Raw genomic sequence first — 20,064 nt, 5'->3', positions numbered from 1 at the left:
CCAACTGCGGACATCAGCTGCCTGCCCGAGAGCAGACGTCCCTCGACCTGAGGACTTTCATGGCCGGTTGAGCCTCAGACCCGGACCTCATGATTCTTAAGTCAAGGCCGTCGGGGCGAGTCTGCTGAGATATAAACTAACGACCGATTTCGATCCTTTTTATCAGTACCTGCGTCTGGTGAGCCATGGCCACCGGCTAAAAGGCAGCCCAAACTACCTCAAAGATTTTTGCCGTGCCGCCTTCACGGTCACGTCGTGATCTTACTTTACGCTTGTAATGATGGCGAAGGTTTGCGGCGCTTTTGGAAGACTTGCGGCGGTGATCCGAATTTTCCACGAACCCGCAATCGGCTGACGAACGAGCGCCTGCTCCACGACGTTGATGTGATCAGACCCCGGCTCGCTGGGTTTGTCGGGGCGGTTCGGATCAAGAACCAGGGGACGATGCTCCGTCCCCTGAGGCGAGATGAGGCGCAGCTCGAGGTCGTTGACGAGCGAGACCGGTGCATTTGTCGAGGCGGGCGCGTCGTCCCAGGCGAGCGTCGCTTTCAGCTCCGTCGCACCTGCCGCGACGGCGATCTCGCGGATGCTGGAATCCGTGCCGGCTCGGATGACGCCTTCTGCGAACGACCTGCTCCTGATGAGGTCGACCGAGCTCCTGATCGAGAGGCGCCCGTAGCCGTTCCGGTAATCGGGTCCTGGAGGCTCGATGTCGATCGCGCCATGGACGAGCGCCGCCTTGATGGTCGACGGCAGGAGCGGAGGGCCGGCGCCGAACTTCTCATGCTGCTCGATCATCAGGGCGATCGCGCCCGACACGACCGGGGCCGCGACCGACGTCCCGCACAGGCCGCGGTATCGCGCGGGCGGGGCGGCGGAGAAGATCGCTTGCTGCCCGCCGCGCCGGCATCCGGGCGCGACGAGGTCGGGCTTCAAGCGGCCGTCGGCTGTCGGCCCCCAACTGCTGAAGTTCGTCATCCCATCGTCGTCCGAGTTGACGGCGCCGACCGCGATCACGTTCTTGGCCGTGATCGGGGGCGGGATGACCCGGTAGTTCAGGAAGGGCGGGTCGGGCGAGAGCCCGCAATCGCGATCGTTGCGGGCGTTGCCCGCCGCGAAGACGACCGGGATGGGGCGGCCGAAGAAGCCGACGACGATGCGGTCGAACTCCTCAGCCTCGAGCGTGTATTGCCCAAACAGCCCGCAATCGTCGCCCGCAACCGTCGATCCCCAGGAATTCTGGGACACGTGGATGCCGTGCCGATGTATGGCGACCTCGTGCATGTCGACGGCGTTGGCCCAGTCGAACGAGACCATCCGCACGCCGCTCGCGATCCCCTTCCACTGGAACGCCGCGCCGCCGGCCTGCGGCACGAGGCCGTCCCGCGCCGCGCCGAGCGCTCCGACCGGGGACGTGGAGTGTGACGTCTCGGGGCCGGCCGCGAGGCTGCCTCGCCCGTCGCCACCGAGCGTGCCCGCGACATGGGTCGGGTGCAGATGCTCGGGGACGCCCTGGCTCACCACCGTGACGCGCCCGGCGAGATCCGGATGTGCGGCGGCCACCACACCCTCGTCCCAGATCCCGACGGTCACGCCGGCGCCCGTGAGGCCGTAAGGCGGCTCGGCCACGATGGTCGCCCCGACCCTCTCGCGGACGAGGTCGTTGAAGCGGCGCCGTTGCGGGGCTGCGGGCTCGAGCATCATGACGTCGTTGAGCTCTGCGAAATCCGTCAGGCGGGCTCTCGGGAGCGTCGCGCCGAGCGTCAGCGTCGTGCGGTTCACGCGAAGAATCGAGCCGCCGCGGGCGGCGATCTGGCCGGACAAGACGTCGAGATCGGTTCCCGGGAACGCTCGGATCGCAATCGGCAGGTTGATGGCGGCCGCGTCCGGCCGGGCCGGCCTCTGCAGGTCCGGGTGCATCTTCACGGCAGGGGACAGGGGCGCAACGCCCTCGATGCTCGCGAAACGGGCGGTGATCTCGGCGATCGGGCGCGAGGCTGTGACGTAGTAGCTGTTCGTTCCTGTGTAGTCGTGGATGGCGAGGCCTGCCCCGGCCAGGGCGGCGGTCTCGGCCTCGCTCGGAAGCGACCGGAACTTAACGATGTAGCGGGCCGCGGCCGTAATGGGGCCGCCGCTCGCCGAAGCCGGCCGCGATCGGCGCGCCCGCGGCGGGCCGGGCGCGGCGGCGGGAGGCGCCGCGGCTGAAGGGCCTCGGGCGATCGGCTGTGCCGGGGCCAGGGTCAGGGGCCCCGTCCGTAGCGGGATCGTCAGCGACCCGGCCGGCTCCTGCGCCAGGGCAAGCGAGCCGATGCCGAGGATCCACGCGACCAGGGCGATGCGGATCATGGCTCGTTTCGGCTCATCGTCCTCCCGTCGCGGCGGTCCGGCGCCGGTCGAGACGGGATGTGGCGGATCACGCTCTCGCGCGTGCCGGTCGCGGGGTGGCGGGCGTAGTCGATGGGGGGCCAATCGCGACGGGAGAGGCGGATCCTGTCGAAGGCGCGCATCAACCCGCCTCGCGTCAGGTCGCGCCCCGCCAGCGACACCGCCTCGACGATCAAGGCGGCGGCCGTTCGGGCGAAGCGGTCGCGCGCCGGGCTTTCGGCGGAGGCGTCGGACGCCATGGTGGCGTCGGTCAGGACCAGATGCGCGCCCGAGGAAGCGAGCCTCTCGAACGCGCCCGCCATCTCCGACCCGAGCCCGAAGATCCGGGACCCGGGCCCAGCGAGCCGCGCCACCTGGTCCCAGGTCTCGCGATCGCCGATGACGATCACGTCGCCGTCCAGCTCGGTCAGAGAGGACGGGTCGACGAGCGACCGCCCCTCCGAAGCGATCAGATCACTGATCATGGAGCGGCCCGACCGGTCGACGACGACCCGGGCCGTCGCGGGGGCGGCCTTCAGCAGCGCGTCCGCCTGATCGCTACGCGACGCGAACATGCCGCGGACCTCATCGGGACGTGGCCGCGATTGCAGCGGCGTCAGCGGGAACAAGAGGGGAATGTTCCTGTCCCGGAACTCGGTTACGCGCACGGTCGCGAAAAGGAGCGCGAAGGCCTCGATCGCATCGAGCCGCTCGGGCTCGTCGATCGAGACGAAGCGCAGCCGTCGCCCATGCAGGATGAGCCCGTCGGCTCCCAGCGCTCGCGCCATGGCCGCCGGAAGGTCCGCGCCGGCCCGGCCGTCGAACGCGAGCACGACCGCATCCGCCGAGACCCTGCGACGCTCAATCCCTGCTCGAATGTCGAGATACGACCAGAGAGCATGCACGGCCGCCGGGTCGAGCACGTAGCGGGGCATGGAGCTGTCCAGCAGCCGGCCTCCCGGATCGCGTCCGGTCCGGAGGAGCTCTCCGAACGCCGCTTCGGTGTAGGCGGGCCGGCGGGCGCTCGCCCGATCGAGGACGGCGCGTTCGATGGACGGGGCAGAGAGCGCCCCCTCGCGGCCGCCTCGGCCATCCCGGCCGTGGCAGTTCCGGCAGCCGAACCCGGAAGCGGGAACGGAAGCCGACGCCGCGCCCACCAGGGCCGCGACGCGCGACTCTCCGGGCAATCCGAGATAGAGCGCTTCGGCGAGGCTTGGCGCTTCGCGCTCCGACCCGGCGACCACGGCGGGCGACAACGCACCGGCCAGCACGAGTGCGGCACCGGCCCGTCGGGCCGACCCAAGCGTCATTGTCGGGCCAGGCCGCCAAGCCTCGCGAGAAGGACCTCTGGCGAAGCGTCCTTCTCCTCGACGCGGCCGATAAATCCGCCTCGCGCATCGAAGACGAGGTAGAAGAAGGGGTGATCCGACGCCGACCCGAACCGCATTCCGAGGCCGTCGAGTAGGGGCATGAGCTCGCTGAACCCGCCCGTGAGGAAGAGCCGGAACGGACCGGGATCGAACTGCGCGGCGTGAGCCTTTAGGTCGTCCGGCCGGTTGTCGGGATTGATCGTGAGGGTGACGAGGCGCACGTCCTGCCGCCCCGCCCGGGTGAGCTCGTCCTCCACGAGCGTCATGTAGGTGTCCGAGATGGGGCACTGGACCGTGCAGCCGACGAACGTGAACGAGACAAGCGTCAGCGCCTTCCCAAGGACGTCGCGGCGGAACCGCTGGGACCGTCCTCGATGGTCCTCGAGCCTGGCCTCGACAACGATAGGGGGCGGGGCCGCCAGGCGAGCGGTTTCCTCGGAGGCCCGGGTTGGGGACGCTACGATCGTGGCCAGCGCCGCCGCCCCGACAAGCGCCAAGAAATCTTTCACGGCTGTCCTCCCGTCGCCGATCGGCGGCGCGTGAGATCGATGAAGGCGGGCCGGATCGCGATCGGCATCCGGATCGGGCTGACCACGTATGGGGCGGGCGCCACGTCGAACGGCGCCGTCCTGAAGAGGCCGTCCGGGCCGAGCCGGGCCTCGAGATCGCGGGACACACCTCCGTTGAGGGCTGACAGGCGAAGCGTCAGCGAGGTCGGCTCGGGCGCACGTGTCCAGTGGCGAAGACGGACCGCCAGGACGGAATTCTGACCGAGCGCCCCCTCCACCTCGGCGCTGATCGAGGCCGGAAGGGGTGGCTCGGCCTCGTCCGTTGCCGCGATCGGGAGGCAGGCGGTGGTGCCGCCGACGCCCGTGGTCACGACGAGCTCCCAGCCGCCTCCTCGCGGCAATCGTGCGCTGCTCTCGAAGACGCCGTCCTCGATCTCGACCAGGCTTCTCGGGAAGGCCGTAATGGCGGCCGGGGGCGCTCCCTTCAGCGTTATGGCTCCCACCGGGGCGGATGCGAGGCCGCCTCCGCCGACGACCGTATGCAACGTCTTGCCGCCCGGGCGCATGACTGCGACCGCCGAGAGCGGGCTGAGGGGAACCATCAGCTTGCCGGTCCGGGTCGCCGGCTCGGCCAGGTCGGGCTCGGACAGGCGCACCTCCCGAACGGCGGCGTCGCCGCTCCCGAGCGCGGCGAGATCGACGACGGTGACGACGGCCCGCGTAGGCCAGGTCAGGAAGACGACGTCGCCGAGGATAAGCGCCTCGTCCACGACATCGGCCGCCTCGAAGCCGTGGACCCGCCGGCCCCTGACGAGGTCGACCACGCTGAGCTCGACCCTCCCGGACTGGACGCGCGACCACGCGACGGCCCAGCGGCCGGCGCCGTCCAGCGCCAGGCCTTGAACGTCGCCGGGCACGTCGATCGGCTCGGCGGCGAGAGGCGCGTCGCCGTAGCGGCGGATGAGGCGGCCGCCCCTGGTCGTCAGCACGGATTCGCGGGTCGCCGCCACGACGGTCGAGAGGCTCCGAGGCGGGTACGACCCGACCTCTTCGCCGGTCGCGCGGTCGAGCAGCCGGGCCCCGCCATCGGCACCCGTCGCGAGGACGCGGTCCGGTCCTGCCTCGATGAGGCGGAGGGCGGCTATCCGCGCCTCGCTGACGATCCCGCCTGCCCGGTCGAGCAGCAGGGCTCGATCCCCGCTCGTGTCCTCGACCCACATGCGCCCGCTCGAAGACGGCAGGATTACGCCTGGCCGTCCGAGCCCCGCCGCTCGAACGGTGGCGCGTCCCCAGGGCAGCGGGATCGCGAGGACATCGCCGCGCTCGGGACGCGATACCAGAAGCTCGCCTAGGCCGGGATGGACGACCATCGCGGCGGGGCGTTCCCCGATGGGGACGATGGAGGACACGATCCTGGCGCTGGACGGCCGATGCGGATCGACCGTCGCGATCCGGTTCTCGCCATCGAGCGTGACGACAGAGAGCCCGGCGAGGGGAACGCTGTCCGATGGAAGTCTGCCCGTGGCCCGGGCCGCTCGACCGGCGTCTTGGCAGGCGGAGCGGCCAATCCCCGACCTCCGGAGCCATGCCGCCGGGCTGAGGCCGGGCTTGATCGCCGCGCCCGAGGCCTCGGAGAACCGCAGCCTCACCCAGAAAGGCTGGTCGACCTCCGCATTTGGGATGGGCCGGCCATCAGCGTCTGCAAGCGAGACGGCGACCGACAATCCCGCCGTCTCGAAGGAGCTCGGCTGACCGCTTGCGGCACCGCCGCCGGACAAGGCGAGCCCGATCGCCAAGCGCGCGACCGCCGTCGCCCGTCTCCTCAAGGCACGCATGAGGGCTGCGCACTGGGCAGCGCTCCGTCCACCCGCAGGTGGCCCCAGACTCCGGCCGCGAAGATCGGTTGCGGGCCGTCCCGCCAGAGATAGTCGCCGGCCGCGCGGGAAGCACAGATCGAGGCCGTGATCGCCTTTCCGGGAGCAAGCAGCCCTGAATGGCCCGATCCGAAGCCCGGCAGCACGTCGTCGTACGATGCGCCGAGCATCACGAAGGCCCGCTGACGCGCGCGCCCGGCCGGATGGGTGACGCGGATGGACACCTCCTCGCCCGGATGGGCTTTCAGGATCGGCGTCGGGATCGCCTTCGCGCGCGGGTCGAGAAAGGCCTTCGGGAAGACCTGCCTGTTCAGGTTGATCTTGCTGTCCGGATAATCGGTCAGGTCGAGCGAGGACGGGGCGCCGTCCCATTCGGCCAGGCGACGGCTGAAAGGGGCCGTCGCGTAATTCACGGCGCGCTCGCCGAGGTCGTAGGAATCGTCGCACACGGGACAGTTCGGGAGCGGATGGCCCACGAAGCCGCGCTTCGACGCCGGAAGGCGCTCGTCCCAGGGGCGATCGATGCCATCGTCGTATCCCCAAGGCTGAGGCTCGCCCGTCCCGGACGGACCCGACCAGCGTCGGGACCAAAGGTTGAGGCCGTCCTGCCAGAGCAGCACGTGCTCGCGAACCGCGCCCGCCCCCAGCCTCGTCGTGCAACCGGGCTCACTCCCGCAATCGGGCACCGGCTTCATGGCGACGAGCACGCCCTCGCCGGATGCGGGCGGCAGCACCTCGACGAGGTTGGGGCCACCCGGGACGAGGCTCGCGACCCGCCCAGCATAATCGGCGCCTTTCGGCTCCACCACGAGCGTTCCGGACAGGCCGTGGGACGCATGGCCGATCAGGTCGCCGGCGACCCGGATCGGGAGCGCCCCGAAGGCGTACGGGATGGCCTTGAGGAACTGCCCCTCTCTCGATCTCAGATGCGCGACGAGCCGCTCCGCCACGATAGCTGCGTTGGCGGCCGCCGGACCGGTCGCGCCAGGGCTGAAATCGAGAGGCATGGCCCCATGCTCGACGCAGAACAGGCTGCCCAGGATCGCGAGCTCGATCATCGGCCCGCACCCCGTCTCCTCCCTGGCCCGGACCGTCGCGGCGCCGGCGCCGACGATCGCGGTCGACCATGGCGCCGCAGGGTGGCCGAGCGCGGCCCTGAGGTCGGCCGTATCCACCCACAGGTTACCCGCGTAGAACGTCTGGGTGGCGCGCGACGCGTCCGGCAAGCAGGGCGCGCCCCTGCACATGGCGGGGCCGCCCGCTTCCGCCTGCGTCTTCAGGGCCGGAGCTTGGTTCACGCCGAAGGGGAACGGAACGCCGGCACGAGGCGTCGTGATCGCGGCCGGCAGCGTGAACGTCACGCGGGTCGATGGCCTTACGCCGTCGCCTGGCGCGCCGTTCTGCAGCGGATCGGTGTTGAGCGGCACGATCTTGGGCATCAGGGCATCGCCCGGGACATCGCGGATCGCGTCGGGTTCTCCGCCCAGCGGCCGGAGCGCGTTCACCATCAGTACGGACACGCAGTCGCCGGCGTTCACCCTAAGCACGTAAGGCTCGGGCCGACGCTGCCCCACGTAGCGCGCCTTGAGGATGGAGAGGACCGCCTCACGAGACGGAAAACCGGGCCCGGCGAGGATGTCGTAGAACGACGACGCGGCATGCCCGGACGCCATACGCGGTGCAAGGTCGGACGTTAGCGACAACGGCACGATCATCAGGCCGTCCGGATCGAAGATGCCTGCCGCCGCCGCCGCATCGTATGGCATGCCTGGAAGCGGCGTCGCCGCCTTGTCTAGGATTTCGCCGGCCCGCACCGCGACCATGATCGCCTCGACCTGCGGCGCGGAGGACGGGCAGGCGAGCTTGACGGCGGTGGCGACACGAGATGCGGCGGTCGTGCTCACGGAAGGCGGTGCCGTGCTCCCTGCGGTAGGCGGCGTGGGCGCCGTCGGCAGGGGCCGCGGCTCGAGAAGGTCCAGCCGCGCGGAGATCACAGGGACCGCCGAGCCATCCAGGCATCGATCGACCTGTTCTGGGTCACGCAGGCAGCGGCCGAGGTCCTTCGAGCCCGGGCTGTCGTAGACCCTGATCAGTCCCCAGGCGCCATTCCAGACGGCGTCCGACGATCCGAAATTGTACATGTAGTCGAGCGACTGCCGGAGGTCGGCCTCCGAGGCTCCCGGCCTCTGGCCTTGCAGCAGCTCGGGATGAAGCAGCGGGTTCGTGGAGCTCCGGTTCGCCAGCAGGTCACGGCCTGTCCGGGTTCCGTCCGGCGAAGGTGGGCCGCTCGCGACCTCACGCAAGGTCGACACGTTCGGCGACTCGGAGCGGTAGTAGCCGCCGATTTCGAAATGCTCCGACAGGCCGATCTCCTGCGCGGAGACGACCCCCGAAAGGTTGTCGCAGCCGGCCGCGAGGGCCTCGAACGCCGCCCAGAACGCCCGGTCGCCCGGCGGGGCGTCGAGCCCGCCCCAGACCCAGTCGCGATACTGTCGCGGGCGGCCGTCGCGGGCGACCGCGTCATCCTGGCAGCGCTCCGTCCGGGGGCGAGGCGAGCCGGCGAGCCGCGCGAGATGCGAGCGCGCCGTCGGGAAGGCCTGATCGACGTTGCGCCGGAAGGAGACGCCTTCGACCCGGAACGTGTGCTGCACCTCCTGTGCGCCCTGCACCATCCGAAGGAGCACGCGCTCCTGCCCGAACGCCTCGATTAGAGGCGTGCACGGATCGCCGTGACCCGCCTCGGCTCCTGGCGCCGTCCGAGCCCACAGGCTGCGGAAGACGTTGGAGAGGTCGCCCTCCTCGCCGTGGCGCTGATGCCGAATATCGTTGTGCGACGCCGTGTTTCGCCTTTGGCTGTCATCCTCCGGGAGGGCTAGAGGCGAGGCCGCCGGGTAGGCGCAAGGGTTGCGGACGAAGGCGAAAGGCGTGCCAGCGCTGTCGCGCGCTCCGATCCGGAGCGGCACGGGCTCGTTGCGATAGTTCACGAGATAGGGGTCGTGATGCTTCTGGCTGAACGACTCGGGTCGAGGCGGCGGAGCGACCGGGCGACCATGCTTGGCGCGGACCTCCCGCGCATGGTCCTCCAGGGCGACCACGTGACCGGCTAACAGAGGGTTGGGCGTTCCGGCCTCCCGCCGGCTCGCCGGCTCGTCTTTCGGCGCCTCGCCCAACCCATTGACGCAGAGCCGGCCGCGCCGGGCAGGGATCGGCTCACCGCCCTCGAGATCCGGGTTGGCGCGCGTGGCCGCCTCGTCGACCTCGTCGATCCGGCAATTCGCCTCGGCAACGAGGCGGACGAGGCCCTTCGGATCGCCCCCCGCCGCGGACGCCTCTCGGTCGAACTCGCTCCGGCTCTGCGCGTGACCATCGTAGAGCAAGGCGAAATCCGCGATAGCGAGCGCGAACTCACGGGCGTTGGGATGGATCGGCTCGCCATATTCGAAGACGTTGTCGGCGGATGGTAACCAAGGCCGCTGCGCCTTCGTAATCGCCCGCACGACGGCGCGGGTCCCGACGAGCGATTCGCCCCCCATTGTTAGGACGGGCTGCACAGGCTGGCCCGGTCCCGGCAGGGGTGGCGGCAGCTCCCGCCCGGGCATGTCCGATTTCGCCTCGTCGGGTCCCGCGAACCGTGACACGGCGTGCGTGTTCGGCTCGATCAGCAGCGCCGCATAGTAGCCGTGCTGCTGGATGTTCGACGGACCGAAATGGTCGTGCGTGAACACGGTTCTGAGGGTTCGATCCGCCGCCTTGCCGTCGCCGGTGTTGGAGAGGATCGGGTCGGCGAACCAGCGCTGGACCGTGGTCTGGAAGTAGTCCTTCCTGTCCGCCCCCTTGCGCCACCAGAGCTGCGCCTGCCGCAGCGCGAGCCGCGCCTCGCGAATGGCGCCGGCGTCGCCTCGCGCGATCCCCTCGTCGAGGCGGGCCTTGGCGGCCCCGAGGGCGGCGCATTCAGCGGCCCGATCGGCGACGCGGCGATCCGCGGTCTCGCCGACGATCGTGCCGCCCGGCTTCCTGGCCGCGCAAATGCGGGCCAGCAGCTCGTCCGCAGCGAACGTTCCGTCCTCGTAGTTGAAACCGTTGCCGGAACCGTCCGATGAGGTGACGTCGAACTTTACGAGGTGGATGTGCTGCCCAATCGTATCCGTCGGGACCTTAAGCTGAAAGTCGTCAAGCTCAAGATCCTTGGGCAGATCGTTGGTGTGGCGAAGCTCGATGCATTCGCCCGAGAACGCCCGGAAGAAGAATGGCTCGGCGCGAGCGCTTCGGCTCTCCTTCCAGTTATCCGCCTTGGAAGTGAGAACGGCGATGCGGGCCTGCGGGTCGTGCCAGCCGGCCCTGTTGACCGTCATGTCGAACTGGACGGCCGAAACGTCGTAGCGACGGAAGCCGAGCAGGGCGGGATCGGGAACGAAGTCCAGGGAACCCCGGAGCGCCTGCAGCGCCGCGTCCCCGGCGATCGCTGGATCTGGGGTTAGCGTGAGAGTGGCGGGCTCGAAGACGTCCCGCTCGTTCGTCATCGGTCGATGGCCGATGAAGCGCCTGAAAGGAGCGCCCGACAGGGTGGTGGGCGCTCCGCACGGATCCGCGAAAGGCGCGCCCGGCGCGGGCGGCGCACCGTTGACACCGAAACGCGGCGGATCCGTCTTCGGCGCGCCGACGAGCGGCGGCATGCGGAAGGTGGCGTAGCCTCCCAGGGCCTGTGCGCCTGGCGCCTGCCCGAGTGGCGTGAGCAGCGAGAGCTGCCCGCCGCCCGGACGGGTCCCGTCATGGTGGAAGCCCATTGCGTTCTGCTCGAGCCGCGTTCCGGCATGCGGCAGGAGCCTGAGGTCGAGCCGCTCGAACTCGGAGGTGACGTCGCCCAGCGCGAGCATGCGCGCGACCAGGGTTTGCCGGAGGGCTCGCGCCTGCGTGGGATCGGTCTTGATGGCTTCGCGCTCGTCTGGCGTCAGGACCGACGGCAGGGCGAGCCCGCCTGTCACGAGATGCCGGGGCAGGCCGCCGTCGAGCAGGCGCCCGCCGTCGCCCCGCGCCATGTCGAGGGGGGGCTGAGGCGCGCGATGGCCGGCCTCGCCCGCAAGATAGAAAGGGAAGCCGGGCATGCCGTCCGCTCCGCCCTGCGGAGTCGCGTTCGCCGCGTAAGTCGGCAGCAAGGGCGCGGCTTCACCGGGAAGTGGGATAAGGCCCGGGACGGGCGTGCCTTGGCCCTGGCCGCCTCCCAGCCAATGGCCCATCGCTGGCTCGACGGAACCGAGCCGCCTCTCGTTGGGCGTCCCGTTCTCCGACACGGACGGCCCCGGCTGCTTCTGCCCGTCGGGCAGGACTCTCGTCCCGTCCTCTAGCACGTCGTGGACGCGCCACAGGGCCCACATGCCCTGCGCGAAGTGGGGGTAGAGGTGGCAATGGAAGATGGCATCGCCGACGGTCCGGTTGCGGTTCCCAGACCCGTGGCCGTCCTCCCACCAGCCGGACGCCGAGCCCTCCGGCCGATTGCGGTCATGGCCACCGTGGTAGATCCTGTAGGTGAAGCCTTGCTGGGGGCCGATCGTTTGGCTGTCCAGGTAGGCGCCCCGGTTCTCGTCGTTTCCCGCGAACCACTGGTGCGTGTGCAGGTGAAAGACATGCGTCTCCTTGCCGGCGTGGAAGTTCCGGAAAACGACCTTATCGTTCAGGTAGCTATGATGGACGTTGGATGGGTCGTCCGCGTAGCTTTCGAGGAGGGCCGGGTCCCCGTTGGCCCAGCTTTCCAGGAAGAACTCCTCGTAGAGGCATTCCGGGCAGCCGGCCGCGGGGCCGATGCCCTTACGGTTCGCGACCACCATCGGCCCCGCTCCGGACGCGCCGTAGTTGATGGCGAAGCCGTCGCGGGCGGCCGAGAGCTGGCCGAACTCGCCCAGCTCCCGGAACGGGTCCGCATAGAAGGTCTTCAGCTCGTCGTGAAAGACGACCGTGAACTCGCGAAACGGCAGCTTCGCCTCCGTCGCTAGCCGCTCGGCGGTGCGTCGATCCTCGCCGACGAGCGCCGCCGGAATCGCGGGCAGCGGACGGCCGGGATCGGGCGCCACGATCGCGTTCAGGTCGCCGTGGACGATCTCGGCCTTGGCGTAGTTGAAGCCGCCGACCGCTTCCGTGCCAGCGCATGGCCGGATCATCATGAGGATCGGCACGCCCGTCGACCCGCACGGAAAGGCGCCCGGCCGGGTGTCGATCGAGTCCGGTCGCGCCGAGGCGACCGCATAGCTGACGGCGCTCTCTCGTGCGTGCCGCGCGGCAGGGCTTGGCTTCCAGACGGCGTCGAAGGCGGCGCGCGTGACCTGGCTTCGCAGGACGGAGGCCCCTTCCGATTCGACGATCAGGGCTCCGAACAGGCCGTGGCCCAGCGAGCCTGCATCACCCTCGCCACCTGACGGCGCGGCGACGCTTGAGAACAGGTGAGTGCCTTCCCGGTCGAGCCTGAAACGGCAAGCGAAGCGCTCGCCCGGATCGACGGCGGACAGTCCGAGGCAGGCCCTGTGCACGGTCCCGTCAGCGGTCGGCAGCGGCTCCAGCCCGGGGATGGTCAGCGACACGCGTCGCGTCGCCGGCCAGTCCCCTCCTGCCTCCCGCCTCAGCTCGGCCTGCTCCTGCGGATCGGCTTCCCCCTCGATGCGCGCGGCCTCCCGGCACTGCTCGTCATACGTCCGGCGCTCGTCCCGCCGCGTCGGGATATTGCCGGTATCGGCCTGCCGGTCGCCGCACCAACGCCTGGAGATATCGGGTTGCTGCCGCCCCTCGATCAGCAGGTTCTCGACGTTGAGCTCAAGGATGTCGCCGACATTGGCGCGCAGCGTCAGCGGCCTCGGACGCTTGCAGTCCTTCAGCCGGACCGCTCCAGGCTCGAGGCTGCCGACTCCCGCCTCCGATCCGTCCCGGGCCGAGCAGGCATCGGCATCGACCGGCTCGCCCGTGGCCAGGGCGGACACGTCCCGGCGTAGCGCGAAAATCATCCCATAAGGGTTGAACGACCCAAACCGGTTGTAGACTAGGAGCTGGTCCAGCGCGACCACGTCGGCGTGAACGATCCGGCGGGGCGGCGATTGTTGCGCCGTAGCGGTATGAGGAACGAGGCTAGCCGCCACGATAGCTAGACCGCTAAGCACGACCCTAGTCGCTCGACGGAGGCTCACGTCGTACGGTCTCTCAACCGCGTAACGATTCAAGGAATTCTGAACGCAATCAAAGGAGACCATGATCGCCGCCCGCCGACTTGATCTCCCTTGATGTTGCTCCCAGGATCAGGCTTCCGCAAGAGCCTTGGCCTCGTAAAACGGAGAGATGGCACGTCAGGCAACCAATGCCTAACGTTAGCTCAGTCTGCGATAGTAAATTTGAAGGTTGGCCTGGCCTGAACGACTCGGTCGAAAACCTCCAAGAAAGTTCTCAGCTCAGAGGTCTGACCTGAAAGGTTGGGCGCTCGAAGGAAGAGGAGGCTGTCTTTGGCGGCCGACAAATCTTCTTGCCGGCGACACGCGGCGGCTGATGCGTTCGGCTTGGTACCTCAACCTGTTCCCGGGCGCCCGGATCAGCCCGAAGAAGGACACAGTATGGGAGTTCGAGACGATCGCGGGTGGCGGGCGCTTCACAACGTCCACCGGTGGCACGATGACCGGCCGGGGCGCCGATCTCATCATCATCGACGACCCACTCAAAGCCCAGGATGTCTTCTCCGAGGCGGCTCGAGAGACCGCCTATGAATGGTTCACGACCACGGCCTTCACCCGCCTGAACGACAAGGCGAAAGGCAACATCATCGTCGTGATGCAGCGCGTCCACATGGACGACCTCGCCGGGCGCCTGCTCGCGACGGGACAATGGCAGCAGCTCTACCTTCAGGCTATCGCCGAAGAAGGCAGGGCATTCGGCCTCGGAGGTGGACGATCGTACCGTCGCGAGATCGGCGACGTGCTGCATCCGGAGCGGGAGTCGCGAGCGACGCTTGAGATGATCAGGGCCAACATCGGCTCGATGAACTTTGCAGCCCAGTACCAGCAGGAGCCGGTGCAGGTCGACGGCAATCTCGTGAAGTGGAGCTGGTTCAAGTCCTATGATCGCGCTCCGGACATCCTGCCTGGAGATGAGATCATCGTAAACTGGGATACGGCTTCCAGCGAGACCACCACCGCGGACTACACAGTCGGCATCGTGCTCCAAGTCCGGGGCGAGCGCGTGTTCGTCCTCGATATCGTTCGAGAGCGCCTTGGCTTCCCTCAGCTGAGGGCGCGGGTGATCGCCATGCATCGCCAATGGAAAGGCCTTGCCGCGTCCTTTAGCCTTTTGATCGAGCAAAACGGCTCAGGATTGTCTCTCTGGCAAGACCTCCGGTCACGGGGCATCCATGCCATCCCAGTAGTTGCCACCCGCGAAAAGGTCGATCGCATGAACGGCCCCTCTGTGACGATCGAGAGCGGGGCCGTGTGGCTGCCGAGTGAGGCGGCATGGCTTCACGAGTTCAAACGCGAAATCCTGGCTTTCCCGGCCGGAAAGCACGACGACCAGGTGGACGCTCTCTCGCAGGCCTTGAACCACCTTGCCCTGCGCCGGTCGAGGCGAGCCACGTCCGGATTTCTCATCGGGGCGTACTGACGTGGACTCGAGGCCCGATCGCGCGAGCCAACCACGTCTGGAGTCGTAGGATGGCAAGATTGATCGATGACCTGAAGCGGAAGAGCCGCCGCCGCCGGGACGGGCTGACCAAGCTCACGACGGCTGACGCCGCGGTTGCTCGCCCCCGAAACGACCTCTTGCCCCAACTGGACCTTGTCGACCGCCCGGTCGAAAGGCTGCGGCCGCCGGCCCGGAACGTTCGGCCTGCCGACCCGGCCCATGTCCGCGAGATCGCAAACTCGATCGCAACCCTCGGGTTCTGTGCGCCGGTCCTTATCGACCAGGAGGACCGCGTGCTCGACGGTTGGGCGCGGGTCGAGGCGGCGCGCCAGATCGGGCTCACGCGCCTCCCCTGTATCCTCGCGGGGCATCTCACGCCGGCCGAACGTCGCCTCATCCGGATCGCCCTGAATCGGGTCGGCGAGAAGGGCAGCTGGAACCTGGCCGAACTGAAGCTCGAAATGACCAAGCTCATCATCGAGAACGCGCCGATTGAGATCACGGGGTTCTCCTCCCTCGAGATCGACCAGATCGCGCTCGAGGACGAGCCGGACCCGCACGAGACCGGACCGCTTGAGCCGGAGGTCGGCGCCGAGCCGATCGTCCGGCCCGGCGACATCTTCAGCCTCGGTCCACACCGGATCGCCTGCGGCGACGCGCGAGACCCCGACCTCCTCGCCGCTCTCATGGCCGGAGACGAGGCCCGCATCGTCCTCACGGACGTGCCCTACAACGTCCCGATCCGCGGTCACGTGAGTGGCGGTGACCATCGCGAGTTCGCGATGGCAAGCGGCGAGATGACCTCGGAGGCGTTCGGAACTTTCAACGCCGCCTGGATCGCGGCCGCCCTTCGCTACCTCGTCAACGGCGGCGTGCTTGGTACATTCATCGATTGGCGCGGCTATCCGGCGGTTCATACCGCGGCCGAGAGAAACGGGCTCGAACCGCTGAACCTCGTCGTTTGGTCGAAAACGAATGCCGGGATGGGCAGCCTCTACCGGAGCGCGCACGAGCTCCTGCCCTTGTTCAAGAAGGGTAAAGCCCCGCATGTGAACAACGTCGCGCTCGGGCAGCACGGACGCTGGCGCTCTAACGTGTGGACCTATCCGGGCGCGTCCAGCATCGGCTCGGACTCCCGAAAGGGCCTGCAGCTGCATCCGACCGTAAAGCCGGTCGCCATGCTCGAGGACGCGCTCCTCGACCTCACGCACAGGGGCGAAGTCGTGCTCGACCCGTTCCTGGGCTCCGGCTCGACCCTGCTCGCGGCCGACCGCTGCGGCCGGGTTTGCCGCGGGATCGAACTCGACCCGCTGTACGTGGACGTGGTCTTACGCCGCTACGAGGCCGTCACGGGTCGGCCGGGTACCCGTATCCACGAGGGCCGCGCCGCCGTTGAGGGCGCACTTCCTGAGGCCGCGGAGCCACCTCGGAGCGCGATCGCGCCTGATGCCGAAGACGGAGAGCCTGACCCACCCTGATCACTACCCGGCGCGCTCGACGAGCCAGTCGAAGAGGCCGTTGCGGATGGCGGTCTCGGCGAGGGTCTTACGGGCCCACACCGCGACCTCGGTCCGATCCTTCGGGCTGAGGTCGCCCCGCGGGCTGTGGCAGACGAAGAACATCCGCGACCATGCCGGGTTTGCGTCGAAGCGGGCCACGTAATCGTCGAGGACGCGCTGCGAGGCCACCGACTTCACCTGCACGAGCGCGGTCTCCCCGGTCACGGCCTGCTCGACCACGAGGTCGGCATCCTTCATCGTGCCGCCGAGCGCTGACACCCGATGCCAGCCGCCGCGGGCGAAGATCAGGTCGACCATGGTCTCGAAGTCAGCCCAGTGCAGGCCAGCGATCAGGTTTTCGGCCGACGCCACGAGTGCCGTGCGGGCCTTCAGCGCGGCCTCGATGACCGGCTCGGCCTCGCCCGCGAGCTTGCGGAGCAGGTAGTCGGACGCCTCGACCGCGCACAGGGTCTGGCGGTAGGCCCCGACCTTGGTGAGCTTCGTGCTGAGTGTCTCCAGGAGGAGCGGCCGTCCAAGCGCGTCCGTGTTGCGCCAGCCGCCGATCGTTCGGCGATAGCGCCCGCCGTTGTTCTCGGTCTCCTCGATCGGGATCACCTCGGTCTCCGCCCTCGCCCACCAGAGCTGCCCGGCCTCGATCGTGATCCAGATCGTCTCAGGTCCCAATTGGTAGAAGTCGGTGATCTCGCGGGCGAAGTCGCTAGCCTTGCCGGCCGTCCGTCCGCGCTCGACGAGGACGGTGACGAGCGCCTCGCGATTTCCCGAAGCCGCAAGTTTGTGCGGAACGGAAGAGTGCCCGAAATGGATCTCGCCGGCCGAGAGCGAGCGCTTGGCCCAGCGCCCGCCCGGGCCGAGCTTGATGTAGCGCACCGGCGGCGGCGAGAGCACCTCGACGGCCGAGGTACCTGGGCTTTTGCTAATGGCTGAGGACATGGCAGCGTTCCTGAACAGGGCGACGAGCGGTGTCGCTCTCCTGTGCGGGACAGTCCAGAGAATTATCTGATTTTTAGATATCCGCTTCTTGCGCCTACTCAGCCGGCCGGCTCTCCTCAACCCGGCCCGGCATGCCTCGCTCGCTGCGTTCCCCTCGCCACCGGCGCTTGGTCGAGCTCCTGATACTGTACCGCGAGGAGAGCGGCCTCAAGCAGGCCGAAGTCGCCGAGCGGCTCGGGCGACATCAACCCTTCATCTCAAACATCGAAAACGGGCAGCGAAGGATCGACGTGGTCGAGTTACTCGACTTGGCCGACGTTATCGGCTTCAATCCAAACGACCTTATCCGGCGGCTGCACGAGACAGGCCGAGACTGACTCAGAACCCTCACCGGGATTTTTGCTGACGGCATAGACGGCATAATCGAAGCATCGACGATCCTGAGGCCCTCAAGGCCGTGTACGCGCAACCGATCGTCCACGACGGCATTCGGGTCGCTCGCTGGGCCCATGCGGGCTGTGCCGATCAGATGGTAGCAGGTGCTGCCGTTGCGATACGCGAAGTCGATTAACTCGTCATCGGTCTGCACGGCCGGCCCCGGCAACGTCTCGTGGGCGAGATAGGGAGCGAGTTCCGGCGTCGCGAGAAGGCGACGAATGAGGCGGAGCCCCTCCACGGTGACACGGCGATCCTGCACGTCGGCGAGATAGTTCGGCTGGATGACGGGGTCATCGAACACATCGGCCGACCGCGCTCTGACATGGCCCCGGCTTTCCGGCCTGTGCGGCCAGGCGCCAGCCGTGACGCCGGGGTAGTCGTCGAGCACGTAGACGGCACCCTGTCTGTAGGAGCCAGGGGTGAACACGCATTGCAGGTCAGGCTCATCGAAAGCGTCCGAAGACCGCCAGAAAACGTGGGCCTGGGAAGGCGAGGTGGCCAGGATGCTGGGCCGGCCGGCCGCCCAACGGGCAATCTGCCCGCCAAGGCGCAATCCTCGTGACAGCTCGTTCAAGGTGGGGATCCCGGGCTTCGCCCGCATGACCACCCGGACGGCATAATGATCTCGAAAGTTCTCCCCGACGCCGTTCAACGCGTGTCGAAGGGGCACGCCAAGTTGTGCGAGCAGCGAGTTCGAACCGATCCCCGACACTTGCAAGAGACGGGCAGTGTTGACCGTTCCGCTCGACAGGATCACCTCGCGCCGCGCCCGAACGGTCGTACCGACGTCCCCGCGCTGCCGCACGTACCGGATGCCCACGGCGCGCCGATCCTCCAGCAGGATCTGGAACGCTCGCGCGTTCGTTCGCACCTCGAGGCTACGACGCCCCGTGGCAGGCAGCAGGAACGCGCGTGCGGCACTGACCCGACGACCGCGCAGGATCGTGCGCTGGAAATAGCCCACGCCGGCCTGGTGGCCGTTGTTGTAGTCGGGGTTGAGCGGGATGCCGGCTCTGACGCAACCGCGAATGAAAGCTTCCAATACGGGATGGGTCCAGTCCATTCGGCTGACAGGCAGCATGCCCTCCTGATCGTCGTCGATCGCGATCCGGCGCACAGAACGCCGGAAATAGGGCAGCACGTCCTGCCAGCCCCAGCCCTGGTTGCCGCGCTGAGCCCAGCTGTCGAAATCCGCGGGCTGTCCCCGGTTGTAAACGAGACCGTTGATCGACGAGCTGCCTCCGAGCGTCCGTCCCTGCGTCGTCGAGATCGCTCGCCCCCCAGTCAGTTCCGTCGGCTCGGTCTTGAATTGCCATGTGCAGGATGGATCGAATAGCGTCTTGATGAAGCCGGCGGGTATGTGGATGAATGGATTGCGGTCGGCCGGCCCCGCTTCCAGAAGGCACACGGTCGTTGTGCCGTCCTCCGTCAGGCGATTTGCTAGCAAGCTGCCAGCCGCTCCGGCTCCCACGATTACGTAGTCGAACTCGTCCGGTATGGTGTGCTCGCCTTGGGTCACTTTAAAGCCTGCTACAGTGTCGGGCACGTTATAAGCGTCGAGCGCTAGCAGTCGGGACGCCGTCAGCAGCGCCACGACGTGGACCGGTCTGCCTCGGGCCAACAACCGAACTCAAGGTGCCTGCCCGACTCCGGACGTCCAACGGCGCGCCGCGGCGGCGGCAGCACATCCAGACTGATCAGCTTGCGGCCGGACCTGGCCGTAAGCGGTCCGGCCGCTCTCGAGCCGCCAAGTGATCTGGATCATGTGACCGCGGAGTTGGTGTGCGACTGGCCCTACCTCAGGAGAATCTACGCTTCCTGCGCGGCATGCCCGATCACCGCGCCTGGTCAGGATCGTGGGTCCAGCTAATCGGGGCGTAACCGCGCTCAGGGCTAGCTTCGGACAGCGAGGCCTCGGCTAGGTCCTCGCGGCTACGGTGCTGGCGGCCCTGCTTGGACCCGCCCTCCACCTCTCGGTGCTAACGGCATGCTGGCATCCGAGCCGGCCGGGGACCGCCTACGCTCGTCTCGCAATGGTAGGATGTTGAGTCTCGGTTGCGCCATCACCGGACATCAGGAGCCTACCCAATGGATGAGCCTACCGCTGCGCTCGCGGTGAGAGAGGTGGGAAAGGTGCTTCGACACCGTGCGGCACCTCAAGGAAGCTGGCGAATCCGTGATACTAATCAGTATCGCCTTCAGGATATCTTCCCGGTCTGCGACCTGATACATGGTCGAGACATCATGGACGAGATCGTGAAGTATATTGTCGGGGCGGAAGCCGGGCACCTCAGCATCATCGCCGGCGGGCGCTGACGCTCTGAACGGGCAGAGGAGCGGCCAGAGCCGCAACCTTCTTCTCCTAGCAGGCTGTTGAAGAAGGCTCTCGAACGGCTTTGAGGACGGCCTCGTCGCC

General features: G+C 68.2%; 10 protein-coding genes and 1 pseudogene. 4 read left to right on the top strand and 7 right to left on the bottom strand.

All coding sequences use genetic code 11. From position 1 onward, the window contains the following. Positions 1–261: 261 nt before the first annotated feature. From ACFE87_RS10130 to ACFE87_RS10110, 5 genes are read right to left on the bottom strand one after another with little or no spacing between them, the layout of a single operon-like run. Complete coding sequence (locus tag ACFE87_RS10130) at positions 262–2,346, bottom strand: S8 family serine peptidase (protein ID WP_375459508.1); 2,085 nt, start codon at positions 2,344–2,346, stop codon at positions 262–264. Further along, entirely contained in the window at positions 2,343–3,674 is a 1,332-nt protein-coding gene (locus tag ACFE87_RS10125; protein WP_375459507.1) for a hypothetical protein, read from the bottom strand. The genes ACFE87_RS10130 and ACFE87_RS10125 overlap by 4 nt, the downstream gene beginning before the upstream one ends. Then, entirely contained in the window at positions 3,671–4,243 is a 573-nt protein-coding gene (locus ACFE87_RS10120) for an SCO family protein (protein WP_375459506.1), read from the bottom strand. The genes ACFE87_RS10125 and ACFE87_RS10120 overlap by 4 nt, the downstream gene beginning before the upstream one ends. Next, positions 4,240–6,078 carry a hypothetical protein gene (locus tag ACFE87_RS10115; protein ID WP_375459505.1) on the bottom strand — a complete coding sequence of 613 codons (1,839 nt, stop codon included), beginning with the start codon at positions 6,076–6,078 and terminating at the stop codon, positions 4,240–4,242. The genes ACFE87_RS10120 and ACFE87_RS10115 overlap by 4 nt, the downstream gene beginning before the upstream one ends. Next, on the bottom strand, positions 6,066–13,163 hold the full coding sequence (locus tag ACFE87_RS10110) for a hypothetical protein (protein WP_375459504.1): 7,098 nt from the start codon (positions 13,161–13,163) through the stop codon (positions 6,066–6,068). Before ACFE87_RS10110 ends, ACFE87_RS10115 begins: the two co-directional genes overlap by 13 nt. A 472-nt stretch (positions 13,164–13,635) precedes the next feature. Here ACFE87_RS10110 and terL point away from each other — a divergent pair, with 472 nt between their 5' ends. Beyond that, entirely contained in the window at positions 13,636–14,739 is a 1,104-nt protein-coding gene (terL, locus tag ACFE87_RS10105) for a phage terminase large subunit (RefSeq protein WP_375459503.1), read from the top strand. Between the two features lie 50 nt (positions 14,740–14,789). After that, positions 14,790–16,238: a site-specific DNA-methyltransferase gene (locus ACFE87_RS10100; RefSeq protein ID WP_375459502.1), complete on the top strand. Its 1,449-nt coding sequence runs from the start codon at positions 14,790–14,792 to the stop codon at positions 16,236–16,238. A 3-nt stretch (positions 16,239–16,241) separates the two neighbouring features. On the opposite strand, the gene ACFE87_RS10095 is transcribed toward ACFE87_RS10100, so the two are convergent. Next, entirely contained in the window at positions 16,242–17,210 is a 969-nt protein-coding gene (locus ACFE87_RS10095; protein ID WP_375459501.1) for a restriction endonuclease, read from the bottom strand. A gap of 131 nt (positions 17,211–17,341) precedes the next feature. Between ACFE87_RS10095 and ACFE87_RS10090 the strand changes: the two are divergent. After that, a pseudogene (locus ACFE87_RS10090) lies at positions 17,342–17,500 on the top strand (helix-turn-helix domain-containing protein); the annotation flags it as partial. Here the strand turns inward: ACFE87_RS10090 and ACFE87_RS10085 are convergent. Then, positions 17,455–19,242: a GMC family oxidoreductase gene (locus tag ACFE87_RS10085; RefSeq protein ID WP_375459500.1), complete on the bottom strand. Its 1,788-nt coding sequence runs from the start codon at positions 19,240–19,242 to the stop codon at positions 17,455–17,457. The pseudogene ACFE87_RS10090 and the gene ACFE87_RS10085 overlap by 46 nt on opposite strands. Before the next feature lie 494 nt (positions 19,243–19,736). Between ACFE87_RS10085 and ACFE87_RS10080 the strand changes: the two genes are divergently transcribed. Then, the gene (locus ACFE87_RS10080) at positions 19,737–19,964 is read left to right on the top strand and encodes a hypothetical protein (protein WP_375459499.1); all 228 of its coding nucleotides are present in this window, start codon (positions 19,737–19,739) and stop codon (positions 19,962–19,964) included. Positions 19,965–20,064: the final 100 nt, after the last annotated feature.

Origin of the sequence: uncultured Enterovirga sp. (genome assembly GCF_964242715.1) — a bacterium.
In the GTDB taxonomy this organism is placed as follows: Bacteria; Pseudomonadota; Alphaproteobacteria; order Rhizobiales; family Beijerinckiaceae; genus Enterovirga.
This window is presented reverse-complemented; position numbering and strand designations above follow the sequence as displayed.

Bases quoted from the DNA above. Each gene is read 5' to 3' on its own strand.
- ACFE87_RS10130 (WP_375459508.1), bottom strand. From the start codon at position 2,346: ATGATCCGCATCGCCCTGGTCGCGTGGATCCTCGGCATCGGCTCGCTT.
- ACFE87_RS10125 (WP_375459507.1), bottom strand. From the start codon at position 3,674: ATGACGCTTGGGTCGGCCCGACGGGCCGGTGCCGCACTCGTGCTGGCC.
- ACFE87_RS10115 (WP_375459505.1), bottom strand. From the start codon at position 6,078: ATGCGTGCCTTGAGGAGACGGGCGACGGCGGTCGCGCGCTTGGCGATC.
- terL (WP_375459503.1), top strand. From the start codon at position 13,636: ATGCGTTCGGCTTGGTACCTCAACCTGTTCCCGGGCGCCCGGATCAGC.
- ACFE87_RS10100 (WP_375459502.1), top strand. From the start codon at position 14,790: ATGGCAAGATTGATCGATGACCTGAAGCGGAAGAGCCGCCGCCGCCGG.
- ACFE87_RS10095 (WP_375459501.1), bottom strand. From the start codon at position 17,210: ATGTCCTCAGCCATTAGCAAAAGCCCAGGTACCTCGGCCGTCGAGGTG.
- ACFE87_RS10080 (WP_375459499.1), top strand. From the start codon at position 19,737: ATGGATGAGCCTACCGCTGCGCTCGCGGTGAGAGAGGTGGGAAAGGTG.